A 26,089-nucleotide genomic window follows, 5' to 3' on the forward strand; every position below is an offset into this window, starting at 1 on the left:
ACGCTTACCCGGCATGCTTTCACCCGATGACTAATTCAGCGAGGCGGCGATGACGGACGGAATTGCGTCAAACGCCTGCGCAACGCCTTTAGCGCGGATCTCCTCACCGCGCGTCGCCCCTTCAGCACGCACGAATTCCACTCTGTCGATGCCCAGAAAGCCAAAAAACTTCTGCAGGTATCGCTCCTGAAAATCCATGTCTGCGATTGGCGTACCGTGATAGATCCCGCCGCGAGTAGAAACGACGATAATCCTCTTGCCGGTCGCATGTCCCACCGGGCCCGTTGGGGTATAGCTGAATGTTTTTCCCGGCTGGGCCAGCCGATCTAACCAGGCTTTAAGCTGCGTTGAAACGGAGAAGTTATACATAGGCGCGCCTATTACGATAATGTCGCTGTCGAGAAATTCGTTCACCAGCTCCCCGGACAGCTGGCGTTCGCGGACGTCTTGCGCCGTCGCGTCCGTGGCTATCCGCAGCGTTCGGAAGCCGGCGGCAACGGCGCCGGTGAGATGGGCAACGGGCGCCTTAACGACGTCGCGATAGACCACCTTGTCTGACGCGAGCTGGCGAACCACCTCTGCCGTCAGCTGACGTGAAAGTGAGAACTCGCCGTTAATGCTTGAATCTATATGCAGGATCTTCATTTTTTGGTTTCCTTTACGTTGAGCTGGGTTGCTTGTTCGATAAGCTGGCTGACGGCGTCCGGGTGGGAAATCATCGACATATGGCTACTCTTTATCCGCATGACGGTGGCGTTCATGGCACCGGCAAGCTGCTGCTGGACGCCGGGAGAGAGGGCGCGATCGTCTTCGGTCAGCAAATACCATGAGGGTTTTTCACGCCAGGCGGCGTGCTCAATCTTCTCGCTAAAGGCGCTCGCCGCGATAGGCTGCTGGGTCGCCGTAAGTACTTTTACGCGTCTGAGAGGCAGGTCATTGGCCATAACGCGCTGATAAGCCACGGGATCGTCCAGCCAGATGAATCCCTGCTTATCCGGGCGCATGTCCGCCATCGGCGCGTTAAGACGGGTCAGAAGAGAGGCGACCGATTCTCCGCTATCGGGGGCAAGGGCGGAAAGGAAAACCAGCTTCTTCACCTTCGGGTTATTGCCCGCTTGGGCGATCGCCGCGCCGGCCCAAGAGTGCCCGACAAGGACGACATCCCCTTGTTGGCGATCGATGACGCGCTCCGTGGCGGCGACGTCATCTGCCAGCGAAGTCAGGGGGTTCTGCACTGCCGTGACGTGGTAGCCCCGGGACTGCAAGCGGCCGATTACCGCCTGCCAGACGGAACCATCGGTAAAGGCTCCGTGCACGAGGATGATGTTATTAATCCGCGCCTGCACTGGCTGCGATGCGGCCAGGCACAGCAAAGTAAGAAGAACGGGCAAGCGTGTCGGTTTCATAGGCGTGACGTAATTTCCTGAGGGACGGTGAGGCACAGTGTAACGAGAGGTGTAATGACGCTTGTAGTGTCCGAAATGACGGTTATCATACGAAATCAGACATTCTGCTCAGACCTGAATCATGAAAATTGGCATTTTAGCGTTACCCGGCAGCATGAAATCCGCCGTGGCTGGGCTCTGCGATATGTTCTGGCTGGCCAACGAGGTGATTGCCCAGCAGCCGGACGGCGAGGGCATTTCTGCTTTTGAAGCGGCCATCATCACCGCGGAGGGGACGCCGGTTCCGGACGCACAGGGCCGGCTGATTGACGCCGACGGGAGTTTTACAACCGGCGGAACCTTCGATCTCGTGATTGTCAGCGGGATGAAGCTTGACGAGCAAAAGCGCCCGGTCTCGCCAGCGGCGGTCCACGAGGCTGGCGAATGGCTGCGGGGCCAGCATAGTCAGGGGGCGTTGCTGGCGGGAGCCTGTGCCGGTGGGCTGGTTCTCGCCGAAGCGGGGGTGCTAAATGGCCGGACATGCACGACGACCTGGTGGCTTTACCACACTTTCCGCCAGCGTTATCCACTCAGCAAACCGGTCTGGGGGAAGGCGCTGGTGCAGGACGCGCGGATTATCACTTCCGGAGGCCCGCTCTCGTGGGTTGACGTGGCGCTGCACATCATTCGTCTGCACGCGGGGCAGAAGCTGGCGCGCCTGACGGCCGATATGGCCGTGGCTGACAGCCAGCCGTTGTCTCAGCAGGTTTACGCGCCGGCTGGTTTTTTAAACTCAGTACACCCGATGATTATGAAAGCGGAGCACATCGTCCGGTATGAAAATCCGGCGATTACCGTGGAGCAGCTTGCGCGGGCGCTGAATATGACCACCCGTACCCTGCATCGAAAAATGGCGGAAGAGATGAATGAAAGCCCTAAAAACTTTTTGACGCGCATGCGTATTGAAAAGGCGATGCGGCTCCTGGAGCAGCCGGGAAACGTGATAGGGCAGATTGCCGAGGCTTGCGGTTACGCTGACGATACGGCATTCAGACGCGCATTCTCTGGCGTGACAGGAATGTCGCCCGGGCAATACCGTAAGTGGATCGCCGAGCGGCATAAGGAATAGCCGTCGTTCTCAGCGGCATACCCGATCCCGCCCGGCCTCTTTCGCCCGGTACAGCGCCGCGTCGGCGCGGGCAATGATCTCGGTGCCGGCTAATCCCTCCGCCATGCTCGCAATGCCCATGCTCACGGTGACGTGGTCACTGACGGTTGAGGAGCCGTGCGGTATGGACTCCGCGCGCAGGCCGTCCTTAATACGCAGGGCGACCTTTTCCGCGATGGCTTCAGGGCAATTAAACAGAATCACCAGAAACTCTTCGCCACCGTAGCGTGACACCACATCCTCAGGTGTGCGCACCGACTGCTTCAGCACCCGCGCCACCCGCGTCAGACATTCGTCACCCGCCTGGTGACCGTAGGTGTCGTTGTAGCGTTTGAAATAGTCAATATCCAGCATAATCAGCGAGAACGGTTTCTTCTGCTCAACCGCGTTCTCCAGCACCACCTCCATCTTCCGGCGGTTGGCGGTTGTGGTTAACGGATCCTGATGCGCCAGCGCATCCAGTCGTGAGATCAGCAGCTGGTTTTGCTGGTTACGTCGCCAGGCCTCGTCAAACCAGCTTAAGAGGATGAATCGCCCGCAGATCAGGATCAGCGAAAAGACGCTCCAGATGATAACGAAGTGAAGATTAAGGCCATCATTCAGTGCCCAGCTTGCAATCGGCAGGGTTATCCAGAGCGGGAGCACGAAGGCGAGCAACCCCACAGGGTAAAAGTAGAGGGCCGTTAACCCAGCGAGTAATAAAATAACGCACAGCGGCCAGACGTGGGGCAGCAGTAAATCAGTGATGAACCAGAAGCACGCTATCGACCAGATAGCGCTACAGATACACAGCACTACGCTGATACCGGCGATGCGCCGCCAGCCCATAAGGATCAGTGCAGCCGAGAGGATAATAATGCCGAGCATCGAAGCGTCGACCATTTTCATCATATGCGGCAAGTGGGGATAAAGGGGATCGCTGGCGTTAAGCAGAACATGGCGCAGCAGAATCATCACGGCGAAGCTGATGTTGACGAAAGCCAGCCAGGGCAGGTTCATCGCCAGCCCGTGCATAACCATGGCGTGGCGCGTCGGCCAGGTTGCTCGCTCAAGTGTCGGTTTTTTTCTTTTTTCCATTGACGCTGTTTACCCCGTCCAGGGAATAAGTTAAGCAGAAAAGGGCGGACAGGCCGCCCTTACGTATGCATCGTTACGGCGTCACAATGTTAAACCAGAAATCAAATTTATCCATATAACCGAGCATGGTGTCGAGTTTTGCACCGTCGCCAGCGATTTTTACATCACCGTTGTCTTGCGCCTGTTTGAGCGTCATCTCTTTGAGGATAATTTTGTTCAGCGTATCGCGGCTAAGGGTGATGGTAGCATCAGCATCTTTTGCCTCGGCGTTCGCCGTATGGTTCAGCACGCCATTTTCCAGTTCCAGCTTATATTTCCCGCCATCATTACCCAGATCAATATTAAACACCGATTTGGCATCGCCCGCTTTTTGTCCGTTGATGTGTACGGCAAGATAATCGAAGAACATCTCCGGGGTCATTGCCCGTACGGTATCCGGGCTGGCGGTATTCGGGGTTGGCCCTTTCACCACGCCATTACGCAACTCTTGCGCTCCGGTCAGATAGAAGTTACGCCACGGGCCGGATTCTGCCTGATAGCCAAGCTGCTCAAGCGCATCCGCTTCCAGGTTGCGTGCAGCCTGGTTGTTCGGATCGGCAAAGACCACTTTGCTCACCACCTGCGCTACCCAGCGGTAATTTCCCTGATCGAAGTCGGTTTTCGCTTTGCTCAATATGGCATCCGCGCCACCCATATACTCCACGAATTTCTTCGCGGCTTCTTCCGGCGGCAGTTCGTCAAGCGTCGCCGGGTTGCCGTCGAACCAGCCCAGGTAAAGCACGTATGTGGCTTTCACGTCGTGGCTCACCGAGCCGTAATAGCCGCGGTTAGCCCAGGTATGCGCCAGCGAATCCGGGAGCTTGAAGTTAGCAGCGATTTCGTCCCGCGTTAGCCCTTCATTCGCCATACGCAGGGTCTGGTCGTTAATGTAACGATAGAGGTCACGCTGACTTTTCAGCAAGTTGACCACGTTTTCGTTGCCCCAGGTCGGCCAGTGGTGCTGTGCCATGATGATTTCGGCTTTATCACCCCAGCGTACAATCGCCTGGTTGATGTATTTCGACCATGGTAGCGGCTCGCGGATTTTGGCCCCGCGCAGCGAGTAGGTGTTATGCAGGGTGTGGGTCACATCCTCAGCGGATTCAATCAGTTTTTTCTCTTCGATATACCAGAGCATTTCTGACGGTGCTTCGGATCCCGGCGCGAGCATAAAGTCATAGGTCAGGCCGTCTATGACCTCTTTCTGGCCGTCTTTTTCAATGATGTTTGTCGGGGCAATCAGCGTCACTGTCCCGGCGGAGGTGGTGGTCCCGAGACCGGCACCCACCTGGCCTTTAGCATCGGGTTTCAGCAGGTTGCCATACATATAGCTGGCGCGGCGGCTCATCACGTTACCCGCCATGATGTTCTCGGCAACGGCCGCTTCCATAAAACCGGCCGGGGCGTAGATTTTTACCTTGCCGGACTTCACGTCAGCTTCTTCCACCACGCCGCGCACACCGCCATAGTGATCAACGTGGCTGTGGGTATAAATTATGGCGACGACAGGTTTTTTGCCGCGATTTTTAAAATAGAGCTCCATCCCGACTTTCGCCGTTTCTGCCGAAACCAGCGGGTCAACCACGGTAACACCTTCTTTCCCTTCGATGATGGTCATATTCGACAGGTCGAGATTTCGAATCTGATAAACGCCGTCGGTTACTTCAAACAGGCCGCTAATATTAATCAGCTGAGATTGACGCCATAAACTGGGGTTAACAGTCTCAGGAGCTTTATCTCCCTCTTTAATAAACGAATATTGTTGTGGATTCCAGATAACATTTCCTTGCTCCCCTTTGATAATGTCCTGAGGAAGAGGCGCAATAAAGCCTTTATGGGCATTCGTAAAATCGGTGTTATCGGAGAAGGGAAGCTGATTAAACAGGGCGTTATTGACTTGCTGTGTCGCTGCAGTGGCGTCCTTCGGGGCTTCTGCGGCAGCGGAACTGACGGAAATAACAAGTCCAGCAAGAGCAAGACTCCTGACGATCAAATTGAATTTCATCCTAAAACCTCTCAATGATGTATTACGTCGCTTGTGGAAAATTCGCGTCCTGGCTGAAAGTGATTCGAAATGAAATAAAAAAATGAAGTAGAAATAACTATAATCGGGGAGAGGTATTCAGCAAGTAAATGGATAAAGCCGGGCATTGTGCCCGGTACGTTATTTATTTCTGTTCGTCTTTTTTCTTCCCGAGCGTTGGCGTCTCGTCAAAGAAGTTCCACGGTTTAAGCAGGGTATGCACCCATTCCGTCGGCATGATCGGCCACTCTTCCGCGCGCGCCACGTGGGTGGTGCCGGTGGTCATCCACACCACGTCGTCCTGGTCGTTGAGCGACTCGTTATCCTTGCTGTACTGGCCCAGACCTGTATCGTGGATGGAGCGGTTAGGGAATTTCCCTTCCGGATACAGCTCGTCCGGGTGGTAACGCGTCACCCACAGCTGTTTATCCATAAAGCTCAGGCGATGGTAAATCCACTCGTCCGGCGCAAATTTCGCGCCGGTCGCCACTGGATGGGTACCGCCCGCGTAAGGGATAATCTGGTACGAGACCGGGTTGCCCATGCGGTTCTCCTTGCTGGTGTTGCTCAGCAGGCGGATGGTGCCCGGGTCAAACTTCTGCGCCGCCTGCTGTTCGGTATCAATGTCATACTGGTTCACCTGCATGGTGCTGGTGCGCGGGCCGCCGGCGGTATTCGGCTTCACTTCCGGGTCCATCGCCACCAGCTTGTTGTTGATGCCGTCCACGTCCATATCAAGACGGAAGTTATAGATGTGCTGGTGCGTGGTGCCCACGATATTATGATCGATCAGCGTGCCGTACTTTGTGTCGTCTTTGGCGGTGGCATCATGCATGGTTTTTGCCTGCACGCCTTTCACCGCCTCGATACCCGTTGCACCGGCGTCAATGCCGATGGTGCCGTTTTCGTGGAACACCCAGTCGAAGATGTAATCGTAGTTGCCCACGGTACTCACCCAGCGCACCACCAGCTCGCGGCGTTCGGCGCTGACGTTCGGCTTGCCCATCTCCTGATGTTTATATTCTGGCCCCGCGTAGCGTTCGAAAATGGCGATCGCGCGCGGGATCTCCATCGGCGTGCCGGTGTAGTCCGGGATGGTTTCGTTGAGCATCACGGCGTTGGACGGCACGTCTTTACCGCGCACCAGCGGCGAGGTCAGGGTGCCCATGCCGTAGTCGCCGGAGTCGAGATAGGCCTTGAAGTACCAGCCCACGTCCGGATCGCCGTACGGGACAATCATGCCGCCGAGCGATCCCTGATACATCACCTGACGCTTTTTCCCGTTGTCGTTGTAAGTGACGGTCGAAATCATCGGGCCGACGCGGGAATCCAGGCTCAGGTGGAAATCCCAGTTCTGCCAGTGCACCATGTCGCCGGTAATGGTGTAGTTCTTGCCTTCCGGCTCAATGATGTTGAGCGGTTTTTTCGGCGTCTCGACACGGTCGCGGCCGTCATAGGGGCGCGGAGTCATCGGAACCGGCACAACGGCACCTTCTTCAATCTTCTGGATTTTTTTCTGCTCAAGATCGACCACGGCCACGAGGTTCTCGATCGGGTGCGCCCAGTAGTTGCCGTCGCCGACGTCCAGATAGCTCACCACCTTAAGCAGGCGGTCTTCCTGCTTCAGGCCGTCTTTACCGTCGAAGTAGCCGACGGTAAGCGGCGTGGTGATCACTTTTTTCGGGTCGGTGATGCCGTGTTTTTTAAGCACCTCGGCAAACTCCGGGCTCTCGTTAATGATCTGCTGAACCGCGGTGAAATCATCCAGCAGCACCATGCCGTGCGCGTCCTTCACCGGCTCCCAGCGCAGGATTTTTTTATCCTTCAGGTCCACTACGCTTTCGATAACCTGCTTGCCGTCGAGCATGACGATCTTCGCCTGGCGAGGGGAGTCCACTGCCGTACCGTTGAGCACAAAGTCCCACACTTTGGCTTTCTCTGATTCCGCAAGGGCGATCTGGGTAAAGCGGGTATTGGGTTTAAAATCCGCAGAGGCTTTCACAATCCCGACAGCCTGCTTAATTTCGTCCGCCGTGAGCGCGTTTAGCGGGTGAGGGCGTTTTTCAACCTGGAAGGTCTGGTCAAGACCAGACTGGAAAACATCGTTGATGAAGGTCTCCGAGATAAAGGCTTTTTTGTCCTTCATCACTACCGGCACTTCAAGCTTGAGGGGGTGACCGTTGACGATGGCCGTCTTTGCGCCCGGTTTGACCTTCACGAAGGCGCCGTCTTTCGCAATGGTGAACATCTGTGCGTAATCATCCCACTGAACGTCCGCGCCAAAATCCTGCAGTGTTTTGTCCATCGGGACCATATGCGCCTCGCTGCCGTGGGCGAAAGCAGGGGATTGCCAGGCGCAACAGAGCGCAACGGCCATGGCCAGTGCCGTTCTACGGGCAGAAAAAGAAGAATTGCTTCCCATCGTAGACCTCATCTTGTTGTGTTTTTAGGGTTTATTGTGTTGTGACAGCCTTATCCTGACAGGCGCCTGAGAAAAGCGTTTGCCTGCATCTGCCAGGTTATTTGTTGGTCTTGCCAGGTTAAAAAAGGCGCTGAGATAAATCACAGGTCGTGCAGAGCAATCTCCTCTCCCCGTTGGGGAGAGGGGCAGGATGAGGGCGAACGTTAGCTGAAATCACCCCGCTGGCGCGCCACCAGCGTCAGAATGGAGTAGAGCGCCACGGCCTGCTGGTGCTGGTTGAAAATCTCTACCGCCCATTCCACCACGCCGGTCGGTTTTTCCTCGGCGGTACGCTGTTTCTTCAGCGTTTTGCGCTTGCAGGTCAGACGCACCTGGATGGTGTCGCCCGGCTTGACCGGCTCGATAAAGCGCAGGTTTTCCATGCCGTAGTTGGCAATCACCGGCCCGACGCCTGCATCAACGAACAGTCCCGCCGCGGCGGAGATCAGGAAGTAGCCGTGAACCACGCGCTCGCCAAAGATCGACTCTGCCGCCCCGATCTTGTCCATATGGGCGTAGAAGTGGTCACCGCTCAGGCAGGCAAAATTGACGATGTCCGCCTCCGTCAGCGTGCGGCGCGGCGTCAGCAGGCTGTCGCCCGGCTGCAGTTCCTCAAAGTATTTACGGAACGGATGGACGCGATCTTCCTGCACCGCTGCGCCACGCACCCACTGCTTGCCGATGGCGGCCAGCATCGTCGGGCTGCCTTGAATCGCGGTGCGCTGCAGGTAGTGCTTCACCGCGCGCAGGCCGCCCAGCTCTTCGCCGCCGCCCGCGCGGCCAGGGCCGCCGTGCATTAGCTGAGGAAGCGGGGAGCCGTGGCCGGTAGACTCTTTTGATGATTCTTCATTAAGAATCTGAATACGCCCGTGGGCGCGTGCCGCGCCGGCAATAAACTGGCGGGCAATGTTCAGGTCTGCGGTGACAAGCGTCCCCGCCAGGCTGCCGCCGCCCGCGCGGGCAAGCTGCATGGCGTGCTCTGCACTGCGATACGGCATCAGCGTGGCGACCGGGCCGAAGGCTTCGGTATCGTGCACCGCCGGGGTTTCATCCGGCTGCGGGCAGAACAGCAGGGTCGGCGGGAAGAACGCCCCCGCGGCCTGCAAATCCGCTTTGCCGCCCAGACGGATCTGGCAGCCTGCGGCGACCAGCCGATCCACTTTTTCCTGCACGTCTGCGCGCTGTTCAGCGTTGACCAGTGCTCCCATCTTCACCCCTTCCTGCGCCGGGTCGCCCATCACCACCTTTTCCAGACGGGCAATCAGCGCCTGGCTGACGGCATCAACCTGGCTTTGCGGGACGATAATCCGGCGAATGGCGGTACATTTCTGCCCGGCCTTGGCGGTCATTTCGCGGACCACCTCCCGAATGAACAGGGCAAACTCCGGTTGCTCCGGCGTGACGTCTTCACCCAACACGCAGCAGTTCAGGGAGTCGGCTTCCATGGTGAACGGAATCGAATTCGCCACAATATTCGGGTGCACGCGCAGGCTTTGCCCGGTGCTGGCGGAGCCGGTAAAGGTCACCACGTCCTGGCTGTCGAGCTGGTCGAGCAGATCGCCCGCGCCGCCGCAAATCAGGCTGATGGCGCCGTCCGGCACCAGCCCGCTGTCCACGATGGATTTGACCATCGCCTGCGTCACCTGCGCGGTAGCGGTGGCGGGCTTGATGATGGCGGGCATCCCGGCAAGCCAGGTCGGCGCGAGTTTTTCCAGCATTCCCCAGCAGGGGAAGTTGAAGGCGTTGATGTGTACCGCCACGCCGGATTTCGAGGTCAGAACGTGGCGCGCCGCAAAGCCGCCTTCTTTCGACAGGGGGATTAGCTCATCTTCCGGCCACAGCGTGTCGTCCGGCAGCTCGCGGCTGCCCAGGCTGGCGTAAGTGAAGAGGGTGCCGATGCCGCCTTCAATATCGACCCAGCTGTCCGCCTTCGTCGCGCCCGTCTGGGCGGACAGGGCATAAAACGCCTCTTTTTCGCCGAGCAGGTGTTTCGCCACCGCTTTCAGCATGGCGGCACGTTCAATAAAGGTCATGGCGCGCAATGCCTCGCCCCCATGCTCAATGGCATAGCGACGGGCGGCCGCCATGTCCAGCCCTTCGCTGGTCACTTCCCAGAGTGCTTCGCCGCTGATGGCGTGATGAATCGCGCGTTCGCGGCCCCGGCCAGACTGCCAGGTACCGGACAAGAAGCTGGCTAACTGCTGCATCGCTTATCTCCAAATGTTTCGTGATTTCACCATTAATAGTTTGATCGCGAATCATAAAAATCAAGCTGTGTTTTTAATGAATTGTTAACGTTGTGATCTGGCTGGACGAATCGCCTCGCGTATAGGCGCTTTGTAAAAGGCCTGGCGTAAAAGCCTTGCGAGCAGCATCACAAAACCGGGAAACAATTCTTGGGGTTATATTTAACCTTTGTGTAACTTTTAAAAAACAAAGTGATTCAACATTTCGCTTTAATTTGCAAACTAACGAATCATAAAGGTGATGACGTGACGCAAGAACAACGGTTTGAGCAGCGCATAGCGCAGGAGACGGCGATTGAGCCTCAGGACTGGATGCCGGAAGCCTACCGTAAAACGCTGATCCGCCAGATTGGTCAGCACGCGCACTCCGAAATTGTCGGCATGCTCCCGGAAGGGAACTGGATAGCCCGCGCGCCGACGCTGCGCCGAAAAGCGATCCTGCTGGCGAAAGTGCAGGACGAAGCTGGACACGGGCTTTACCTCTACAGCGCGGCGGAAACGCTGGGCTGCGCGCGGGAAGACATCTACCAGAAGATGCTCGACGGCAAGATGAAATATTCCTCCATCTTCAACTATCCGACCCTGAGCTGGGCCGATATCGGCGTGATCGGCTGGCTGGTGGACGGCGCGGCCATCGTCAACCAGGTGGCGCTGTGCCGAACCTCCTACGGCCCGTATGCACGGGCGATGGTGAAAATCTGTAAAGAAGAGAGCTTCCACCAGCGTCAGGGTTTTGAAGCCTGCATGGCGCTGGCGCAGGGCAGTGAGGCCCAGCGTCAGATGCTGCAGGACGCCATCAACCGCTTCTGGTGGCCGGCGCTGATGATGTTCGGGCCGAACGACGACAACTCGCCTAACAGCGCCCGCAGCCTGGCCTGGAAAATCAAACGCTTTGGCAACGACGAGCTGCGCCAGCGCTTTGTCGACAACACGGTGCCGCAGGTGGAGATGCTCGGCATGACGGTGCCGGATCCGGACCTGCGTTTCGATGAAGAGAGCGGTCACTACCGCTTCGGCGAGATCGACTGGCAGGAGTTTGACGAGGTCATTAACGGGCGCGGCATCTGTAACCACGAACGTCTGGCCGCGAAACGCAAAGCCTGGGACGACGGGGCGTGGGTGCGGGAAGCCGCGCTGGCGCACGCCGAAAAACAACGTACCCGTCAGGCCGCATAAGAGGAAATAACCATGAGCAATGTCTACTGGCCGCTGTACGAAGTGTTCGTACGCAGCAAACAAGGGTTATCGCACCGTCACGTGGGCAGCCTGCATGCCGCCGACGATCGCATGGCGCTGGAAAATGCCCGTGATGCCTACACCCGCCGCAGCGAAGGGTGTTCTATCTGGGTGGTGAAGGCGAGTGAAATTGTGGCCTCCCAGCCAGAAGAGAGCGGCGAGTTCTTCGACCCGGCGGAAAGCAAGGTTTACCGCCATCCGACGTTCTACACCATCCCTGACGGCATCGAGCATATGTGAGGCAAAGAATGAACTCAGTGACTGCCTATGCCCTGCGTCTGGGCGACAACGGTCTGGTGCTCTCCCAGCGTCTCGGCGCCTGGTGCGGCCACGCGCCGGAGCTGGAAATCGACCTCGCGCTCGCCAATATCGGCCTCGACCTGCTGGGGCAGGCGCGCAATTTCCTGACCTATGCCGCGGAATTAGAAGGCCAGGGCGATGAAGACACGCTGGCGTTTGGCCGCGACGAGCGCCAGTTCCGCAACGTCCTGCTGGTGGAGCAGCCGAACGGCAGCTTCGCCGACACGATTGCCCGCCAGTACCTGATGGATGCCTGGAACGTCGCGCTGTACGAACGCCTGACCCAAAGCCGCGACGGCCAGCTTGCCGCCATTGCCGCCAAAGCGATTAAAGAGGCGCGCTACCACCTGCGCTTTAGCCGCGGCTGGCTGGTACGGCTGGGCGACGGGACCGAAACGTCCGCGCAAAAAATGCAGCAGGCCATCGACAGCCTGTGGCGTTTTACGGCGGAGCTGTTTGACGCCGATGAGGTCGAGCTTGAGCTGATTGACGCCGGCGTGGCGGTTGATCCGCGCCTCCTGCGTCAGCCGTGGGAAAGCGAAGTGTTTGCTGGTCTGAAAGAAGCCTGTCTGCTGATTCCCGCAGAGGTGGCGTACCGCACCGGGGGCAAGAAGGGGCTTCATACCGAACATCTGGGTCCGATGCTGGCGGAAATGCAGTATCTCCAGCGCGCGTATCCCGGTCAGCAGTGGTAAAGGAGAACGCTATGCAACGCCTCGTCGACATCGCGCCTGCGCAAATTCCGCAGATCTGGTCGCTGTTAAGCCAGATCCCCGATCCGGAAGTGCCGGTGTTAACCATTACCGATTTAGGCATGGTGCGCAGCGTGAAGGCGCAGGGGGAAGGCTGGGTGATTGGCTTCACGCCAACCTACTCGGGCTGCCCGGCAACGGAACACCTGCTGGGGGCGATCCGCGAGGCGATGACCGCGCACGGCTTCACCCCCGTGCACATCGTGCTCCAGCTTGAACCCGCCTGGACCACCGACTGGATGACCGCCGACGCGCGCGAGCGCCTGCGGGCGTATGGCATCAGCCCACCCGTGGGGCATAGCTGCCACGCGCACGCCCCTGCAGAGGTGAGCTGCCCGCGCTGCGCCAGCACCGACACCTCCCTTATCAGTGAATTTGGCTCGACGGCCTGCAAAGCGCTCTACCGCTGCAATACCTGCCGCGAACCCTTCGACTATTTCAAATGTATTTGAGGCTGCCATGACAACGTTTCATTCATTAACAGTGGCAAAAGTGGAACCCGAAACCCGCGACGCGGTAACCATCACCTTCGCGGTGCCGCAGGCGTTGCAGGAGGCCTACCGCTTCCGCCCCGGCCAGCACCTGACCCTGAAAACGACGCTGGGCGAAGACGAGCTGCGCCGCTGCTACTCCATCTGCCGCAGCACCGCGTCGGGTGAGATCAGCGTGGCGGTCAAAGCCATCGACGGTGGGCGCTTTTCCCGCTATGCCCGGGATGAGATCAAAGCGGGTATGGCGCTGGAGGTGATGGTTCCTCAAGGGCAGTTTGGCTACCAGCCGCAGCCTGAACGTGAAGGCCACTACCTGGCAATTGCCGCAGGCTCCGGGATCACCCCGATGCTGGCGATTATCTCCGCCACGCTTTCGATCGAATCCAACAGCCATTTCACCCTGATCTACGGCAACCGCAGCAGCCAGAGCATGATGTTCCGCCAGGCGCTGGCGGACCTGAAGGACAAATACCCGCAGCGGCTGCAGCTGGTCTCCATCTTCAGCCAGGAGCGGCTGGACAGCGACCTGCTCTTTGGCCGCATCGACGGGGAAAAGCTGCAGGCGATGGCGAAAACCCTGATCAACTTCCGCCAGTATGACGAGGCCTTTATCTGCGGCCCGTCGGCGATGATGGACGACGCCGAAGCGACGCTGAAAGCGCTGGGGATGCCGGAAAAATCCATTCACCTTGAGCGCTTTAACACCTCCGGAATCACCGTTAAGCGCGCGGTGCACGTGCAGGCGGAAGGTCAAAAAGTGACCGTGCGCCAGGACGGGCGCGATCGTGAAATCACCCTGACGGCGGACGACGAAAGCATTCTTGATGCCGCCCTGCGGCAGGGAGCGGATCTGCCGTATGCCTGCAAGGGCGGCGTGTGCGCCACCTGCAAATGCAAAGTGCTGCGCGGCAAGGTGGACATGGCAACCAACTACAGCCTGGAGCCGGACGAGCTGGCCGCCGGGTACGTACTGAGCTGTCAGTCGCTGCCGTTAACCGCCGACGTGATTGTCGACTTTGACGCGAAGGGGATGGCATGAGCGAGCTGATTGTTACCCGTCATGGCCGCGTGCTGCAGCTGACGCTGAACCGTCCGGCGGCGCGCAACGCCCTTAACAACGCGCTGCTGGCGCAGCTTGCGGAACAGCTTGAGGCTGCCGCCGTGGATGCCGATATCGCCGTCTGCGTAATTTACGGTAGCGAGCGCTGCTTTGCCGCCGGGGCCGATCTCAACGAAATGGCGGAGAAGGACCTGCCCGCCACCCTGAACGATATCCGCCCGCAGCTATGGGCGCGCATTAACGCGTTTAACAAACCGCTGATTGCCGCCGTGAACGGCTTCGCGCTGGGCGCAGGCTGCGAGCTGGCGCTGCTGTGCGACGTGATCATTGCTGGCGATAACGCCCGTTTCGGCCTGCCGGAAATCACGCTGGGCATCATGCCCGGCGCGGGTGGCACCCAGCGACTGATCCGCAGCGTCGGTAAATCCCTGGCCAGCAAAATGGTGCTAACCGGCGAGAGCATTACCGCAGAGCAGGCGCTGGGCGCCGGGCTGGTGAGCGATCTCTTCCCGGCGTCTCTGACACTGGAGTACGCCCTGAAGCAGGCGGCGCTGATGGCGCGGCACTCTCCGCTGGCGCTGCAGGCGGCGAAGCAGGCGCTGCGCCAGTCCCAGGAGGTGCCGCTGCAGGCCGGGCTCGCGCAGGAGCGCCAGCTGTTTACGCTGCTTGCCGCCACCGAAGACCGCCGGGAAGGTATCGACGCCTTCTTACAAAAACGCACCCCCGACTTTAAAGGACGCTAATTGTGGAATTTATTCTCAGTCACGTAGAACAGGGCGTAATGACCATTACGCTGAACCGTCCGGAGCGTCTGAACAGCTTTAACGACGTGATGCACCAGCAGCTTGCCGAGTGCCTGAAGCAGGCCGAACGCGATGACGCCATCCGCTGCCTGCTGATCACCGGGGCAGGACGCGGGTTCTGCGCCGGTCAGGATCTGAACGACCGTAACGTCGACCCCAACGGCCCGGCGCCGGATCTGGGGATGTCTGTCGAAACCTTCTACAACCCGCTGGTGCGCCGCCTGGCAAAGCTGCCGAAGCCGGTCATCTGCGCGGTTAACGGGGTGGCGGCTGGCGCGGGAGCTACGCTGGCGCTCGGCTGTGACATGGTGATTGCCGCCCGGTCGGCCAACTTCGTGATGGCCTTCAGCAAGCTCGGTCTGGTGCCGGACTGCGGCGGCACCTGGCTGCTGCCGCGCGTGGCCGGACGCGCCCGCGCCATGGGGCTGGCGCTTCTCGGGGACAAACTCAGCGCCGAGCAGGCGCAGGCGTGGGGGATGATCTGGCAGGTGGTGGACGACGACCAGCTCTCCGCCACGGCGCAGCAGATGGCGCTGCACTTTGCCTCGCAGCCGACCTTCGGCCTGGGCCTGATCAAGCAGGCGATCAATGCTGCGGAAACCAACACCCTCGACGCGCAGCTTGACCTGGAGCGCGACTATCAGCGTCTGGCCGGTCGCAGCGACGACTACCGCGAGGGCGTCAGCGCTTTCCTCGCGAAGCGCGCGCCTAACTTTACGGGGAAATAAGATGCTCAACATACGGACTGTCGCCGTGATTGGCAGCGGCACGATGGGCGCGGGGATTGCAGAAGTGGCGGCCAGCCACGGGCATCAGGTGCTGCTCTACGATATTTCCAGCGATGCGATATCCCGCGCTATCGACGGGATCCGCCAGCGTCTGGCCTCCCGGGTGACGCGCGGAAAACTCTCCGCCGATGCCGGGAGCCAGATCCTCGCCCGGCTGCTTCCCGTCACGGATATCGACGCGCTCTCCGCGGCCGAACTGGTGATTGAAGCGGCCTCGGAACGGCTGGAGGTGAAAAAGGCGCTGTTTTCGCAGCTGGCGGAAATCTGCCCCCCGCAGACGGTGCTGACCAGCAATACCTCTTCGATCTCCGTCACGGCGATTGCTGCGGACATCCACCATCCTGAGCGCGTCGCCGGGCTGCACTTCTTCAACCCGGCGCCGGTCATGAAGCTGGTGGAGGTGGTGAGCGGGCTGGCAACCTCCCCGGAAGTGGCCGACGCGCTGTGCGAGCTGGCGCTGAACTGGGGCAAGCAGCCCGTGCGCTGCCAGTCGACGCCGGGGTTCATCGTCAACCGCGTCGCGCGTCCGTTCTATTCCGAGGCCTGGCGCGCGCTGGAAGAGCAGGTGGCTGCGCCGGAGGTGATTGACGCCGCCCTGCGCGAAGGCGGCGGCTTCCCGATGGGGCCGCTGGAGCTGACCGACATGATTGGTCAGGACGTTAACTTCGCGGTGACCTGCTCGGTATTTAACGCCTTCTGGCAGGAGCGTCGTTTTCTGCCCTCGCTGGTGCAGCAGGAGCTGGTGCTGGCTGGCAGGCTGGGCAAAAAAAGCGGGAAGGGCGTTTATGACTGGCAGGGCGACAGGCCCGGGGTGCGCTGGGCTGATACCGTGAACGACAGCTACAGCCCGATGCGCGTGGAAAAAAGACGTGACGGTGTCACGGAAATTGATGATGTGTACCTGATTGAAACGCAGGGCGAAACCGCGCAGGCCCTGGCGCTGCGGCTTAACGGCCCGGTGGTGGTGGTGGACCGCATCGAGCGCGACGTCGCGGTCATCGCCGCAGCCGCCAGCAACCCGCATACGGCGACGCAAAAGGCCATCCGCTACCTGCAGCAGCAGGGGCTTCGGGTGGTGCAGATTGCCGATTATCCCGGCCTGCTGGTCTGGCGCACGGTGGCGATGATTGCCAACGAAGCGCTGGATGCTTTGCAAAAAGGGGTCGCCAGCGAGAAGGACATCGATACCGCCATGCGCCTGGGCGTCAACTACCCGAGCGGGCCGATCGCCTGGGGCGAGCGCCTGGGCTGGCAGCGCCTGCTGACGCTGCTGGAGAACCTGCAGCGTCATTATGGCGAAGAACGCTATCGCCCCTGTTCCCTGCTGCGCCAGCGCGCGCTTCTGGAGAGTAGCTATGAGTCATAACGCCTGGCACAACGCCCGCGCCATGTACGAACGGGACGCCTGCGCGCAGGCGATGGGGATGGACATTGTCGATATGGACGACGGCTACGCGGTGGTGTCCATGACCATCACCCCGCAGATGCTCAACGGCCACCAAACCTGCCACGGCGGACAGCTGTTTTCGCTGGCAGACACCGCCTTTGCCTACGCCTGCAACAGTCAGGGGCTGGCGGCGGTGGCCTCCGGCTGTTCGATTGATTTTCTGCGTCCGGGCTTTGCCGGGGACACGCTCACCGCCACCGCGCGGGTGAAACATCAGGGCAGGCTGACCGGCGTGTACGACATTGAAATTCAGAACCAGCAACAGAAAACCGTCGCCCTTTTTCGCGGAAAATCTCACCGCATCGGCGGCAATGTGACAGGAGAGGCCTGATGCGTGACGCATTTATTTGTGATGGCGTTCGAACCCCGGTGGGGCGCTACGGCGGGGCGCTTTCCGCCGTTCGGACTGACGATCTCGGCGCCGTGCCGCTGCGCGCGCTGCTGGCCCGCTATCCGCAGCTCGATCTGGAGCGGATTGACGACGTGATCTTCGGCTGCGCGAACCAGGCGGGTGAAGATAATCGCAACGTGGCGCGTATGTCGTCGCTGCTGGCCGGGCTGCCGCAGACGGTGTCCGGAACCACCATTAACCGCCTGTGCGGGTCGGGACTGGACGCGATTGGTTTTGCCGCACGCGCCATTAAGGCGGGCGACGGCGACCTGCTGATTGCGGGCGGCGTGGAGTCCATGTCCCGCGCGCCGTTTGTGATGGGCAAAGCCACCGCCGCGTTCCAGCGACAGGCGGAGATCTTTGATACCACCATCGGCTGGCGATTTGTGAATCCGCTCATGCATCAGCAATTCGGAACTGACAGCATGCCGGAAACGGCAGAGAATGTAGCTGAATTGTTAAATATCAGCCGTGCCGATCAGGACGCGTTCGCGCTGCGCAGCCAGCAGCGTACCGCGCAGGCGCAGCAGAACGGCATTCTGGCGCAGGAGATTGTGTCGGTGCAGGTGCCGGGGAAAAAAGGGGCGGTCAACGAGTTCAGCGAGGATGAACATCCCCGCGCGGACACCACGCTTGAGCAGCTTGCCGGGCTAAAAACGCCGTTCCGCAGGAACGGGGTGGTCACGGCGGGAAATGCCTCCGGGGTCAACGACGGCGCAGCGGCGCTGATCGTTGCCAGCGAGCAGATGGCGCTGGCGCAGGGGCTGGTCCCGCGCACGCGGATCGTGGCGATGGCGACGGCAGGCGTGGAGCCACGTCTGATGGGCCTCGGCCCGGTACCGGCCACGCGCAAGGTGCTGGAGCGCGCCGGACTCAGCATTAACGAGATGGATGTGATCGAGCTTAACGAAGCTTTCGCCGCGCAGGCGCTGGGCGTGCTGCGTCAGTTGGGATTGCCGGATGATGCCGCGCACGTCAACCCGAACGGTGGCGCGATAGCGATTGGTCACCCGCTGGGGATGAGCGGCGCCAGACTGGCGCTGGCCGCGAGTAATGAACTGCACCGACGCGGCGGGCGCTACGCGCTGTGTACGATGTGCATCGGTGTGGGTCAGGGCATTGCCATGATCCTTGAGCGTGTTTGAGCATAAAAACAATGTGAGTACCCTACAATGACAAATACAACAAAGCTTGATCCGATTGAAACGGCCTCCCTTGACGAACTGCAGGCGCTGCAGACCGCGCGTCTGAAATGGACGCTGCACCACGCCTATAACAACGTGCCGATGTACAAACGCAAGTTTGACGCTGCGGGCGTTCACCCTGACGATTTCAACGAGCTGGCGGATATCCGCAAATTCCCGTGCACCACCAAGCAGGACCTGCGGGATAACTATCCGTTTGATACCTTTGCCGTGCCGATGGAGCAGGTGGTGCGTATTCACGCGTCATCCGGCACCACCGGCAAACCGACCGTTGTCGGCTACACGCAGGGTGACATCGACAACTGGGCCAACCTGGTGGCGCGCTCCCTGCGCGCGGCGGGCGGCAGCGCGAAGGACAAAATTCACGTGGCCTATGGCTATGGCCTGTTTACCGGCGGGCTGGGCGCGCACTACGGTGCCGAGCGTTTGGGGGCGACGGTGATCCCGATGTCCGGCGGCCAGACAGAGAAACAGGCGCAGCTGATCCGTGATTTCCAGCCGGACATGATTATGGTGACGCCATCCTACTGTCTCAACCTGATTGAGGAGCTGGAGCGCCAGATGGGCGGCGACGCCAGCACCTGCTCACTGCGCGTTGGCGTTTTCGGCGCGGAGCCGTGGACGCAGGCCATGCGTCGCGAAATCGAAAAACGCTTAGGCATTACGGCGCTGGATATTTATGGCCTCTCCGAGGTGATGGGGCCGGGCGTGGCGATGGAGTGTATCGAAACCGCCGACGGCCCAACCATCTGGGAAGATCATTTCTACCCGGAGATCGTCAACCCGAACGACGGCACGCCGCTGGATGATGGCCAGCAGGGCGAACTGCTGTTCACCACGTTGACCAAAGAGGCGCTGCCGGTGATCCGCTACCGCACCCGCGACCTGACGCGTCTGCTGCCGGCAACCGCGCGCAGTATGCGCCGTATGGACCGGATCGGCGGCCGCAGCGACGATATGCTGATCATCCGCGGCGTCAACGTTTTCCCGTCGCAGCTGGAAGAGGAGATCGTGAAGTTCGAACACCTTTCTCCGCACTATCAACTGGAGGTGAATCGTCGTGGGCATCTTGATTCACTTTCCGTGAAGGTGGAGCTGAAAGAGAGCAGCTTAACGCTGACGCACGAGCAGCGTTGCCAGGTGTGCCACCAGCTGCGCCACCGCATAAAGTCGATGGTCGGGATTTCCACCGACGTGATGATTGTGAACTGCGGCAGCATCCCGCGCTCGGAGGGAAAAGCCTGCCGGGTGTTTGATCTGCGTAAAGTTGCGGCCAACGGTTAAAACACCTGGCCCTCTCCCCTTTGGGGAGAGGGCCAGGGTGAGGGGCTTATGCTATGATTCATCCAGGACAAAAATAACAACAGAATGAATCACATGAATAAACTCGACGCCTTTATCCAGCACGCGGTCAGCTCGGTTCCCGTCAGCGGAACGTCGCTTATCTCCTCGTTATACGGTGACGCGCTTTCCCACCGCGGCGGCGAGATTTGGCTCGGCAGCCTGGCCGCCTTACTGGAAGGCATGGGATTTGGCGAGCGCTTCGTGCGCACCGCGCTGTTTCGCCTCAACAAAGAGGGCTGGCTGGACGTCTCCCGCATCGGGCGGCGAAGCTTTTACCGCCTGAGCGATAAGGGGCTGCGGCTGACGCGTCGCGCGGAGAATAAGATCTATCGCGCAGAGCTGCCCGCCTGGGACGGCAAATGGCTGCTGCTGCTTTCCGAAGGGCTGGATAAAACTACGCTCGCGGATGTGAAAAAACAGCTCATCTGGCAAGGATTTGGCACGCTTGCACCGAGCCTGATGGCCTCGCCGTCGCAGCATCTGGCGGACGTGCAGTCCCTGCTTCACGATGCCGGCGTGGCGGAAAACGTGATCTTCTTCGAAGCCCACTCGCCGCTGGCGCTCTCCCGCGCCGCGCTGCGTTCGCGGGTGGAAGAGTGCTGGCAGTTAACCGAGCAAAACGCGATGTACGAGTCGTTTATCAACTCGTTCCGCCCGCTGCTGCCGCTGCTGAAGGAGGCCGCGCCGGAGGAGCTGACGCCGGAGCGCTGCTTCCAGATCCAGCTGCTGCTGATTCACTTTTATCGCCGCGTGGTGCTGAAAGACCCACTGTTGCCGGAGGAGCTACTGCCCGCGCACTGGGCGGGGCAAAGCGCCCGACAGCTCTGCATTAATATCTATCAGCGTGTCGCGCCGGGGGCGCTGGCGTTTGTCAGCGAGAAGGGCGAAACCTCCGTGGGCGAACTGCCCGTGCCCGGCACGCTCTACTATCAACGCTTTGGTGGTCTTACAAGCGCATAAGGAGTGAAGATGCCCGTTTATCAAATTGACGGTCTGACGCCGGTGGTACCTGACGAGAGCTATGTTCACCCAACGGCGGTGCTGATTGGCGACGTAATTCTGGGTAAAGGCGTATATGTTGGCCCTAATGCCAGCCTGCGCGGTGATTTTGGCCGTATCGTGGTGAAAGATGGCGCGAACATTCAGGATAATTGCGTGATGCACGGTTTCCCGGAGCAGGACACGGTGGTGGAGGAGGAGGGGCATATCGGCCACAGCGCCATCCTGCACGGCTGCATCATCCGCCGCAACGCGCTGGTGGGTATGAACGCGGTGGTGATGGACGGGGCAGTGATTGGTGAAAACAGCATCGTCGGCGCGGCGGCGTTCGTGAAGGCGAAAGCGGAGATGCCTGCCAACCACTTGATTATCGGCAGCCCGGCCAAAGCGATTCGCGAGCTGAGCGAGCAGGAGATGGCGTGGAAGCGGCAGGGCACGCGGGAGTATCAAGTGCTGGTGGAGCGCTGCAAGCTAACTATGCACCAGGTTGAGCCGCTGCGCGAGGCTGAGCCTGACCGGAAACGGCTGGCGTTTGACGAGAACTTAAGGCCGAAGTCGGCGATGTAGGGGTAAGGCCGTCTTTTTTCGCCATATCCATCAGTAGCGCGATGCCAATATAGTTGCTCCAGTTAAAGATATTCTGCAGCACCACCACCGCATTGCCTTTCTCTTTGTCATAGCCGATGAAGCTGGAGTAGCCGCCGATATAGCCGACCTGATAGGTGATTTTTTCCAGACCGATAAAGTCGGTGGTCCAGGCAATGCCCTGCACCCCGTCGGGGCGTTGAATATCGGTATTTCTGACTTCGTCAAAGACGCTGTCCAGCAAGGGATTGTGGGTCGTAGAGACGTGATAGCGGGCATAGGCCGCCAGATCTTCGGCGTTACTGTACAGGCTTGCCGCCGCCACCATGTTGTTGGAAAAATGCCAGTCTGGCGTCAGCTGCCCGCGCGGGATGAATTTTGGCTGATCGCCCGCGTGGCCAAGCGCCCGCTGGGGGTATCCTTTGAGCTTCTGGGGCGTAAAGCTGCTGTTAGCCATATGCAGCGGACGGAAAATATAGCGTGACGCTAAACTTTGTATATCTTCGCCGGTTTTGTGCTTCAGGATATAGCCAATCAGGGCGTAGCCGGTATTCGAGTATTGCGGCGTTTTATCTCTCGGCGCGCGCCAGTTCGCCAGATAACGCAGCACGTTATCGCTGTCCAGTTCACCGTAGAAATTATCACCCGTGCCTAAGTAGCGGATGAATTTTCCGAGCATCGGAACGTCCATATTCTGGCGCGGAAGGCCGGAGGTGTGGGTTACCAGCTCCAGCAGGGTGATTTTTTGTGCATCCTTACTTAGCGGCGTTCCCGGCGGTAGCAATGTCGCCAGGCTGTCGTTCCAGTTCAGTTGCCCCTCACTCACCAGACAGGCCACCACTTCCGCCGTGATCCCTTTGCTGAGCGAGCCGAGCGCAAACAGGGTATCGGGCCTGACCGGGTAGCGGTTGACCGCATCGGTAACGCCCCAAGTGTAAAACTGAGGTGAGCCGTGATTATGGATTACCGCGACCGTCATTCCTGGAACAGACTTTTGCGCCATGTAGTGACGCACCACGCTGTCAACGTCGCCATCCAGCGATTCATGGGTGAGGAGTTCCTGGGTACCTTCCGGGGAGGACATTTGCGAGAGCGTGCCACAACCGCTGAGGAATGGGATAGCAAGCAGAAGCCAGCGAATTTTTTTTGTGATGTTCTGCATACCTGATAGCGAGTGTGGTGGTCATTGGCGCGGCGGGAATGTATCACACTTAGCCTGTTTGAATGTAAACTTTCTGTACGGAGGCCGCCGCGTGGGTGGTCATAGCAGCTTTTCGGCCTGCTTTGAGGATTTCAGCATGACACGCTTTCATCAGCTTACCGCCACCCGCCTGGATGGCAGTCTTATCTCAATGGCCGACTATGCGGGGAAGGTGGTTTTGGTCGTCAATACCGCCAGCCAGTGCGGCTTTACGCCTCAGTATGCGGGTCTCGAAGCGCTATACAAGAAATACGCCGAACAAGGGTTAGTGGTGCTGGGCTTCCCCTGCAACCAGTTCGGTAAACAGGAACCCGGCGACGCCGATGAAATCTCAAAGACCTGTTACATTAACTACGGCGTCAGTTTTCCCATGTTCGGGAAAGTTGAGGTCAATGGCGCCGCAGCACATCCGATTTTTCGTTATCTGAAAAGCGAATTGCCTGGCATGCTGGGTGGGCGGATCAAGTGGAACTTTACTAAGTTTCTGATCGGACGCGACGGTAAGCCGCTCAAGCGTTTTGCACCGATGACGACGCCAGAGAAAATGGAGGGGGCAATTGTTGCGGCACTGGGAAGGTGAGTGTTTTGTCGCCAGAGCCATCCATTTGCCGGGTATAGCCGAAATTCATAATGTCCGCTCTGTGCCAGGAGCGGACGTTGGTACAGGTAGCCCAGTAGTCGCCGCGATGGATGGGGTTACTGGAGCAGCATCGCCAGTAGCACCAGGCACAGCAGTATTACATAGATTCGTGCGTGCCATATGTCAGGTAAAGCAGGTATAACCCGACGGCTAAAAACTATTCCAGCCCAGCCCGTCAGTACCAACAGGCCTAAAATTTTCAGGCTGATAAAACCGAGAAATCCGCTCACCGGAATATTTTGCCAACCAATGACTGCATACGTCACGGCACCACACAGCGCGACAGGCAGAGAAAGCGGGTTAGAAGCGCTAATACATTCACCCATCGCATAGCCGTGTCGCCGTAATAATGGCACTGTCATCACGCTGCCACCCACGCCCAGCAATGCGGCTATCATGCCGATGATCAATCCGCCGCCCGTTACCACAGAAAGTGACAAGCGACGCGGGGAACTGCAGCTAAAAAAACCTTTTCGCAACAAACAATCGCCAATGGTTACCAGCATATAAAGAATGAACAGTGCGCGAACAATATTCTCGCTGAAGACTCCCGCCAGACAGGAACCCACGACAGCCCCGATGGCGATAAACCATAATAATGGGAACAATGTCTGCGCTGAAAGTTTGCCGGCGCGCCAGTTTCGATAGCTGACCCAGCCCGCGTTAAATATCATCACCGCCGTTGAGGTAGCAACCGCGATATGCATGGCGTTTCCTGCCAGCTCAGACTGCCGCAGCATCAGTTGATAAACAAATGGCACCACGACAAAACCGCCCCCAAAACCAAAGAGCACCGTGGTGATACCGGTAGTAAAGCCTGCCAGTGCAATAATTGCGATATCGTTCAAGAGATTATCCCCGACCAGAAAATGAGCGAGCAGCTTATACCGGTAGCATCCTGCTTCCCATTTGCGCAGCGCTCAATTACCTTTGTAAATCGTTCAGACGGAGACCGGTGTGCGCAACGTAAAAATTGAAGATGTCGATAAGCTCGATCGTGAAGTGGTGGCGTTAGGCAATGACTATGCGCAGGGATTTATACTGCCACAACACCAACATCGCCGCGCGCAGCTGCTGTATGGTGCAACGGGTCTCATGTACGTCTCAACCTGTAACGGAGAGTGGGTTGTTCCCCCACAACATGCAGTATGGATCCCACCCGAAACCCCTCACGCTGTCCGGTTTGTAGGTGTGACCACGCGTAGCTTATATATTGAACCAACATGCGTGACGGGATCGATTAAGTATCGACACTGTAAGGTGATCAGCGTATCGCCATTGTTACGTCAGTTGTTGCTTGATGCCGTGGATTTGCCGCTGATGTATGACAGCGCACGCGATCGTGCGCTGGTAAATCTGCTGTTACTGGAACTGGCGGAAATGCCGGTTCGCGAATTCGATATTCCGCTGCCACAACATCCGGCTCTGTTGGCTCTTTGTCAGGCGTTTTTACTCAACCCCTCAATCCACGATCCTGCTGAGCGCTGGGCCAGTACGCTGTTTATGAGCGCCAGTACCTTTCGTCGACTTTTCTTACGGCAAACCGGCATGTCATTTTCTGCATGGCGACAGCGAGCCTGTGTCGTCAGTGCACTGACGTTGCTGATAACAGGTAAACCGGTGAATGAAGTGGCACTCACTCTCGGATACGACAATGCATCATCTTTCGCCACGATGTTCCGCCGTGTCACGGGACAGCCGCCTTCGTATTATCGGCTTGATTTCAAAAGCTTCACAGGGCACCGTTCATAACATCAGTTATGTGACCACAGCGGACGTTCTGAGCTGTGTTAGCGTTAATCAGGTTATCTTGTGCTGAGTGCAAGTTTAGCCGCAAAGCACAAAAACAATCCTCCTGTAGCTCTGTCCATTCCCCTGACAACACTGCTTTTCTTCAGTATGGCTGATGCAAAGTGCGTGGATAAAATGAGCGTGACTGACCACATTGTCCCTATTGCGACATGAATGCTGACAAGTATAAAAGTCCATACAAAAGGGGAATGCCCGGCAGGTATGAATTGAGGTAAAAAAGAGACATAGAAAATACCCATTTTAGGATTGAGTACATTTCCCAGCATTCCTTTTATAAACCAGTTCCCCGCTGAAGGATTAACGCCATCGCCGTGATTGAAAGATGAACGTGGCCGCCTCAGCAGTTGTAAACCCAGCCAGCAAAGGTAAGTCGCACCACAAATTTTCAGCATGGTATAAGCGAGCTCTGACACCGCCAGCAGCGCTCCCAGTCCCAGCGCAACAAGTGCGCCCCAGATAAAACAGCCAGTATCAATTCCAAGAGCTGCCTGAAAAGCCTTCTTTCCACCTTCAGCACATGCCGTTCTTAGAATGAGTGCCGTATCCAGGCCCGGAGTGAGGGTGAGCAGTAGTGCAGCGAGAGAGAAGGCAAGGAGAGAATCAGTAACAGACATTTTCTTTATCCGAAAGAGTGGA

25 protein-coding genes are annotated in these 26,089 nt (G+C 58.6%); 16 read left to right on the forward strand and 9 right to left on the reverse strand.

Going from position 1 to position 26,089, the window contains the following annotated elements:
- Window positions 1-30: 30 nt before the first annotated feature.
- Together IM294_RS01440 and IM294_RS01445 are read right to left on the reverse strand one after the other, a co-directional pair.
- A complete protein-coding gene (locus IM294_RS01440; protein WP_126818007.1) occupies window positions 31-645 on the reverse strand; it encodes an FMN-dependent NADH-azoreductase in 615 nt (204 codons plus the stop codon).
- Window positions 642-1,406, reverse strand: coding sequence for an alpha/beta fold hydrolase (locus IM294_RS01445; protein ID WP_063942534.1), 765 nt, complete (start codon window positions 1,404-1,406; stop codon window positions 642-644). Before IM294_RS01445 ends, IM294_RS01440 begins: the two co-directional genes overlap by 4 nt.
- A 121-nt stretch (window positions 1,407-1,527) precedes the next feature.
- On the opposite strand from IM294_RS01445, the gene IM294_RS01450 reads away from it, so the two are divergent.
- Complete coding sequence (locus IM294_RS01450) at window positions 1,528-2,514, forward strand: GlxA family transcriptional regulator (protein WP_126818008.1); 987 nt, start codon at window positions 1,528-1,530, stop codon at window positions 2,512-2,514.
- Window positions 2,515-2,523: 9 nt separating this feature from the next.
- On the opposite strand, the gene IM294_RS01455 is transcribed toward IM294_RS01450, so the two are convergent.
- The 4 genes from IM294_RS01455 to paaZ form a co-directional block, all read right to left on the reverse strand.
- Complete coding sequence (locus IM294_RS01455) at window positions 2,524-3,630, reverse strand: GGDEF domain-containing protein (protein ID WP_126818009.1); 1,107 nt, start codon at window positions 3,628-3,630, stop codon at window positions 2,524-2,526.
- A 73-nt stretch (window positions 3,631-3,703) separates the two neighbouring features.
- Window positions 3,704-5,674 (reverse strand): alkyl/aryl-sulfatase, encoded by a 1,971-nt coding sequence (locus IM294_RS01460; RefSeq protein WP_028013024.1) that lies wholly within the window; start codon window positions 5,672-5,674, stop codon window positions 3,704-3,706.
- A 163-nt stretch (window positions 5,675-5,837) separates the two neighbouring features.
- Window positions 5,838-8,114 carry a primary-amine oxidase gene (gene tynA, locus IM294_RS01465; protein ID WP_126818010.1) on the reverse strand — a complete coding sequence of 759 codons (2,277 nt, stop codon included), beginning with the start codon at window positions 8,112-8,114 and terminating at the stop codon, window positions 5,838-5,840.
- A 203-nt stretch (window positions 8,115-8,317) separates the two neighbouring features.
- Window positions 8,318-10,360 carry a phenylacetic acid degradation bifunctional protein PaaZ gene (paaZ, locus tag IM294_RS01470; RefSeq protein ID WP_041910195.1) on the reverse strand — a complete coding sequence of 681 codons (2,043 nt, stop codon included), beginning with the start codon at window positions 10,358-10,360 and terminating at the stop codon, window positions 8,318-8,320.
- Window positions 10,361-10,645: 285 nt separating this feature from the next.
- On the opposite strand from paaZ, the gene paaA reads away from it, so the two are divergent.
- The 13 genes from paaA to paaY all read left to right on the forward strand — a co-directional run bounded on the left by paaA (window position 10,646) and on the right by paaY (window position 21,782).
- Window positions 10,646-11,575, forward strand: coding sequence for a 1,2-phenylacetyl-CoA epoxidase subunit PaaA (paaA, locus tag IM294_RS01475; RefSeq protein ID WP_028013027.1), 930 nt, complete (start codon window positions 10,646-10,648; stop codon window positions 11,573-11,575).
- Between the two features lie 12 nt (window positions 11,576-11,587).
- Window positions 11,588-11,875: a 1,2-phenylacetyl-CoA epoxidase subunit PaaB gene (gene paaB / locus IM294_RS01480; RefSeq protein WP_003857353.1), complete on the forward strand. Its 288-nt coding sequence runs from the start codon at window positions 11,588-11,590 to the stop codon at window positions 11,873-11,875.
- Window positions 11,876-11,883: 8 nt separating this feature from the next.
- Window positions 11,884-12,630 (forward strand): 1,2-phenylacetyl-CoA epoxidase subunit PaaC, encoded by a 747-nt coding sequence (paaC, locus tag IM294_RS01485; RefSeq protein WP_126818012.1) that lies wholly within the window; start codon window positions 11,884-11,886, stop codon window positions 12,628-12,630.
- Window positions 12,631-12,641: 11 nt separating this feature from the next.
- Window positions 12,642-13,139 carry a 1,2-phenylacetyl-CoA epoxidase subunit PaaD gene (paaD, locus tag IM294_RS01490; protein ID WP_028013029.1) on the forward strand — a complete coding sequence of 166 codons (498 nt, stop codon included), beginning with the start codon at window positions 12,642-12,644 and terminating at the stop codon, window positions 13,137-13,139.
- Window positions 13,140-13,146: 7 nt separating this feature from the next.
- Complete coding sequence (gene paaE, locus IM294_RS01495; RefSeq protein WP_126818013.1) at window positions 13,147-14,217, forward strand: 1,2-phenylacetyl-CoA epoxidase subunit PaaE; 1,071 nt, start codon at window positions 13,147-13,149, stop codon at window positions 14,215-14,217.
- The gene (gene paaF / locus IM294_RS01500) at window positions 14,214-14,981 is read left to right on the forward strand and encodes a 2,3-dehydroadipyl-CoA hydratase PaaF (RefSeq protein WP_047368477.1); all 768 of its coding nucleotides are present in this window, start codon (window positions 14,214-14,216) and stop codon (window positions 14,979-14,981) included. Before paaE ends, paaF begins: the two co-directional genes overlap by 4 nt.
- Window positions 14,981-15,769 carry a 2-(1,2-epoxy-1,2-dihydrophenyl)acetyl-CoA isomerase PaaG gene (paaG, locus tag IM294_RS01505; protein WP_041910183.1) on the forward strand — a complete coding sequence of 263 codons (789 nt, stop codon included), beginning with the start codon at window positions 14,981-14,983 and terminating at the stop codon, window positions 15,767-15,769. Before paaF ends, paaG begins: the two co-directional genes overlap by 1 nt.
- Before the next feature lies 1 nt (window position 15,770).
- A complete protein-coding gene (gene paaH / locus IM294_RS01510) occupies window positions 15,771-17,195 on the forward strand; it encodes a 3-hydroxyacyl-CoA dehydrogenase PaaH (protein ID WP_047368478.1) in 1,425 nt (474 codons plus the stop codon).
- Complete coding sequence (paaI, locus tag IM294_RS01515) at window positions 17,185-17,607, forward strand: hydroxyphenylacetyl-CoA thioesterase PaaI (protein WP_028013034.1); 423 nt, start codon at window positions 17,185-17,187, stop codon at window positions 17,605-17,607. Before paaH ends, paaI begins: the two co-directional genes overlap by 11 nt.
- Window positions 17,607-18,812 carry a 3-oxoadipyl-CoA thiolase gene (gene pcaF / locus IM294_RS01520; RefSeq protein WP_047368479.1) on the forward strand — a complete coding sequence of 402 codons (1,206 nt, stop codon included), beginning with the start codon at window positions 17,607-17,609 and terminating at the stop codon, window positions 18,810-18,812. Before paaI ends, pcaF begins: the two co-directional genes overlap by 1 nt.
- A gap of 27 nt (window positions 18,813-18,839) precedes the next feature.
- Entirely contained in the window at window positions 18,840-20,156 is a 1,317-nt protein-coding gene (paaK, locus tag IM294_RS01525) for a phenylacetate--CoA ligase PaaK (protein ID WP_041910177.1), read from the forward strand.
- Between the two features lie 84 nt (window positions 20,157-20,240).
- A complete protein-coding gene (paaX, locus tag IM294_RS01530) occupies window positions 20,241-21,176 on the forward strand; it encodes a phenylacetic acid degradation operon negative regulatory protein PaaX (RefSeq protein WP_021241337.1) in 936 nt (311 codons plus the stop codon).
- 9 nt (window positions 21,177-21,185) lie between these two features.
- Complete coding sequence (gene paaY, locus IM294_RS01535; RefSeq protein WP_028013037.1) at window positions 21,186-21,782, forward strand: phenylacetic acid degradation protein PaaY; 597 nt, start codon at window positions 21,186-21,188, stop codon at window positions 21,780-21,782.
- Here paaY and IM294_RS01540 read toward each other — a convergent pair.
- A complete protein-coding gene (locus tag IM294_RS01540; protein WP_063437324.1) occupies window positions 21,691-22,962 on the reverse strand; it encodes a serine hydrolase in 1,272 nt (423 codons plus the stop codon). The two genes, paaY and IM294_RS01540, sit on opposite strands and share 92 nt — an antisense overlap.
- Before the next feature lie 136 nt (window positions 22,963-23,098).
- Between IM294_RS01540 and IM294_RS01545 the strand changes: the two genes are divergently transcribed.
- A complete protein-coding gene (locus tag IM294_RS01545; protein ID WP_126818014.1) occupies window positions 23,099-23,581 on the forward strand; it encodes a glutathione peroxidase in 483 nt (160 codons plus the stop codon).
- A 116-nt stretch (window positions 23,582-23,697) separates the two neighbouring features.
- Here IM294_RS01545 and IM294_RS01550 read toward each other — a convergent pair whose 3' ends face one another.
- Window positions 23,698-24,489: a sulfite exporter TauE/SafE family protein gene (locus tag IM294_RS01550; RefSeq protein WP_126818015.1), complete on the reverse strand. Its 792-nt coding sequence runs from the start codon at window positions 24,487-24,489 to the stop codon at window positions 23,698-23,700.
- Window positions 24,490-24,598: 109 nt separating this feature from the next.
- Here IM294_RS01550 and IM294_RS01555 point away from each other — a divergent pair, with 109 nt between their 5' ends.
- A complete protein-coding gene (locus IM294_RS01555; protein ID WP_028013041.1) occupies window positions 24,599-25,393 on the forward strand; it encodes a helix-turn-helix domain-containing protein in 795 nt (264 codons plus the stop codon).
- 53 nt (window positions 25,394-25,446) lie between these two features.
- On the opposite strand, the gene IM294_RS01560 is transcribed toward IM294_RS01555, so the two are convergent.
- Window positions 25,447-26,067 carry a LysE family translocator gene (locus IM294_RS01560; RefSeq protein WP_045261416.1) on the reverse strand — a complete coding sequence of 207 codons (621 nt, stop codon included), beginning with the start codon at window positions 26,065-26,067 and terminating at the stop codon, window positions 25,447-25,449.
- Between the last annotated feature and the right edge of the window lie 22 nt (window positions 26,068-26,089).

It is taken from the genome of Enterobacter cloacae complex sp. P43RS, from assembly GCF_014930585.1.
GTDB classification, from domain to species: Bacteria; Pseudomonadota; Gammaproteobacteria; order Enterobacterales; family Enterobacteriaceae; genus Enterobacter; species Enterobacter bugandensis.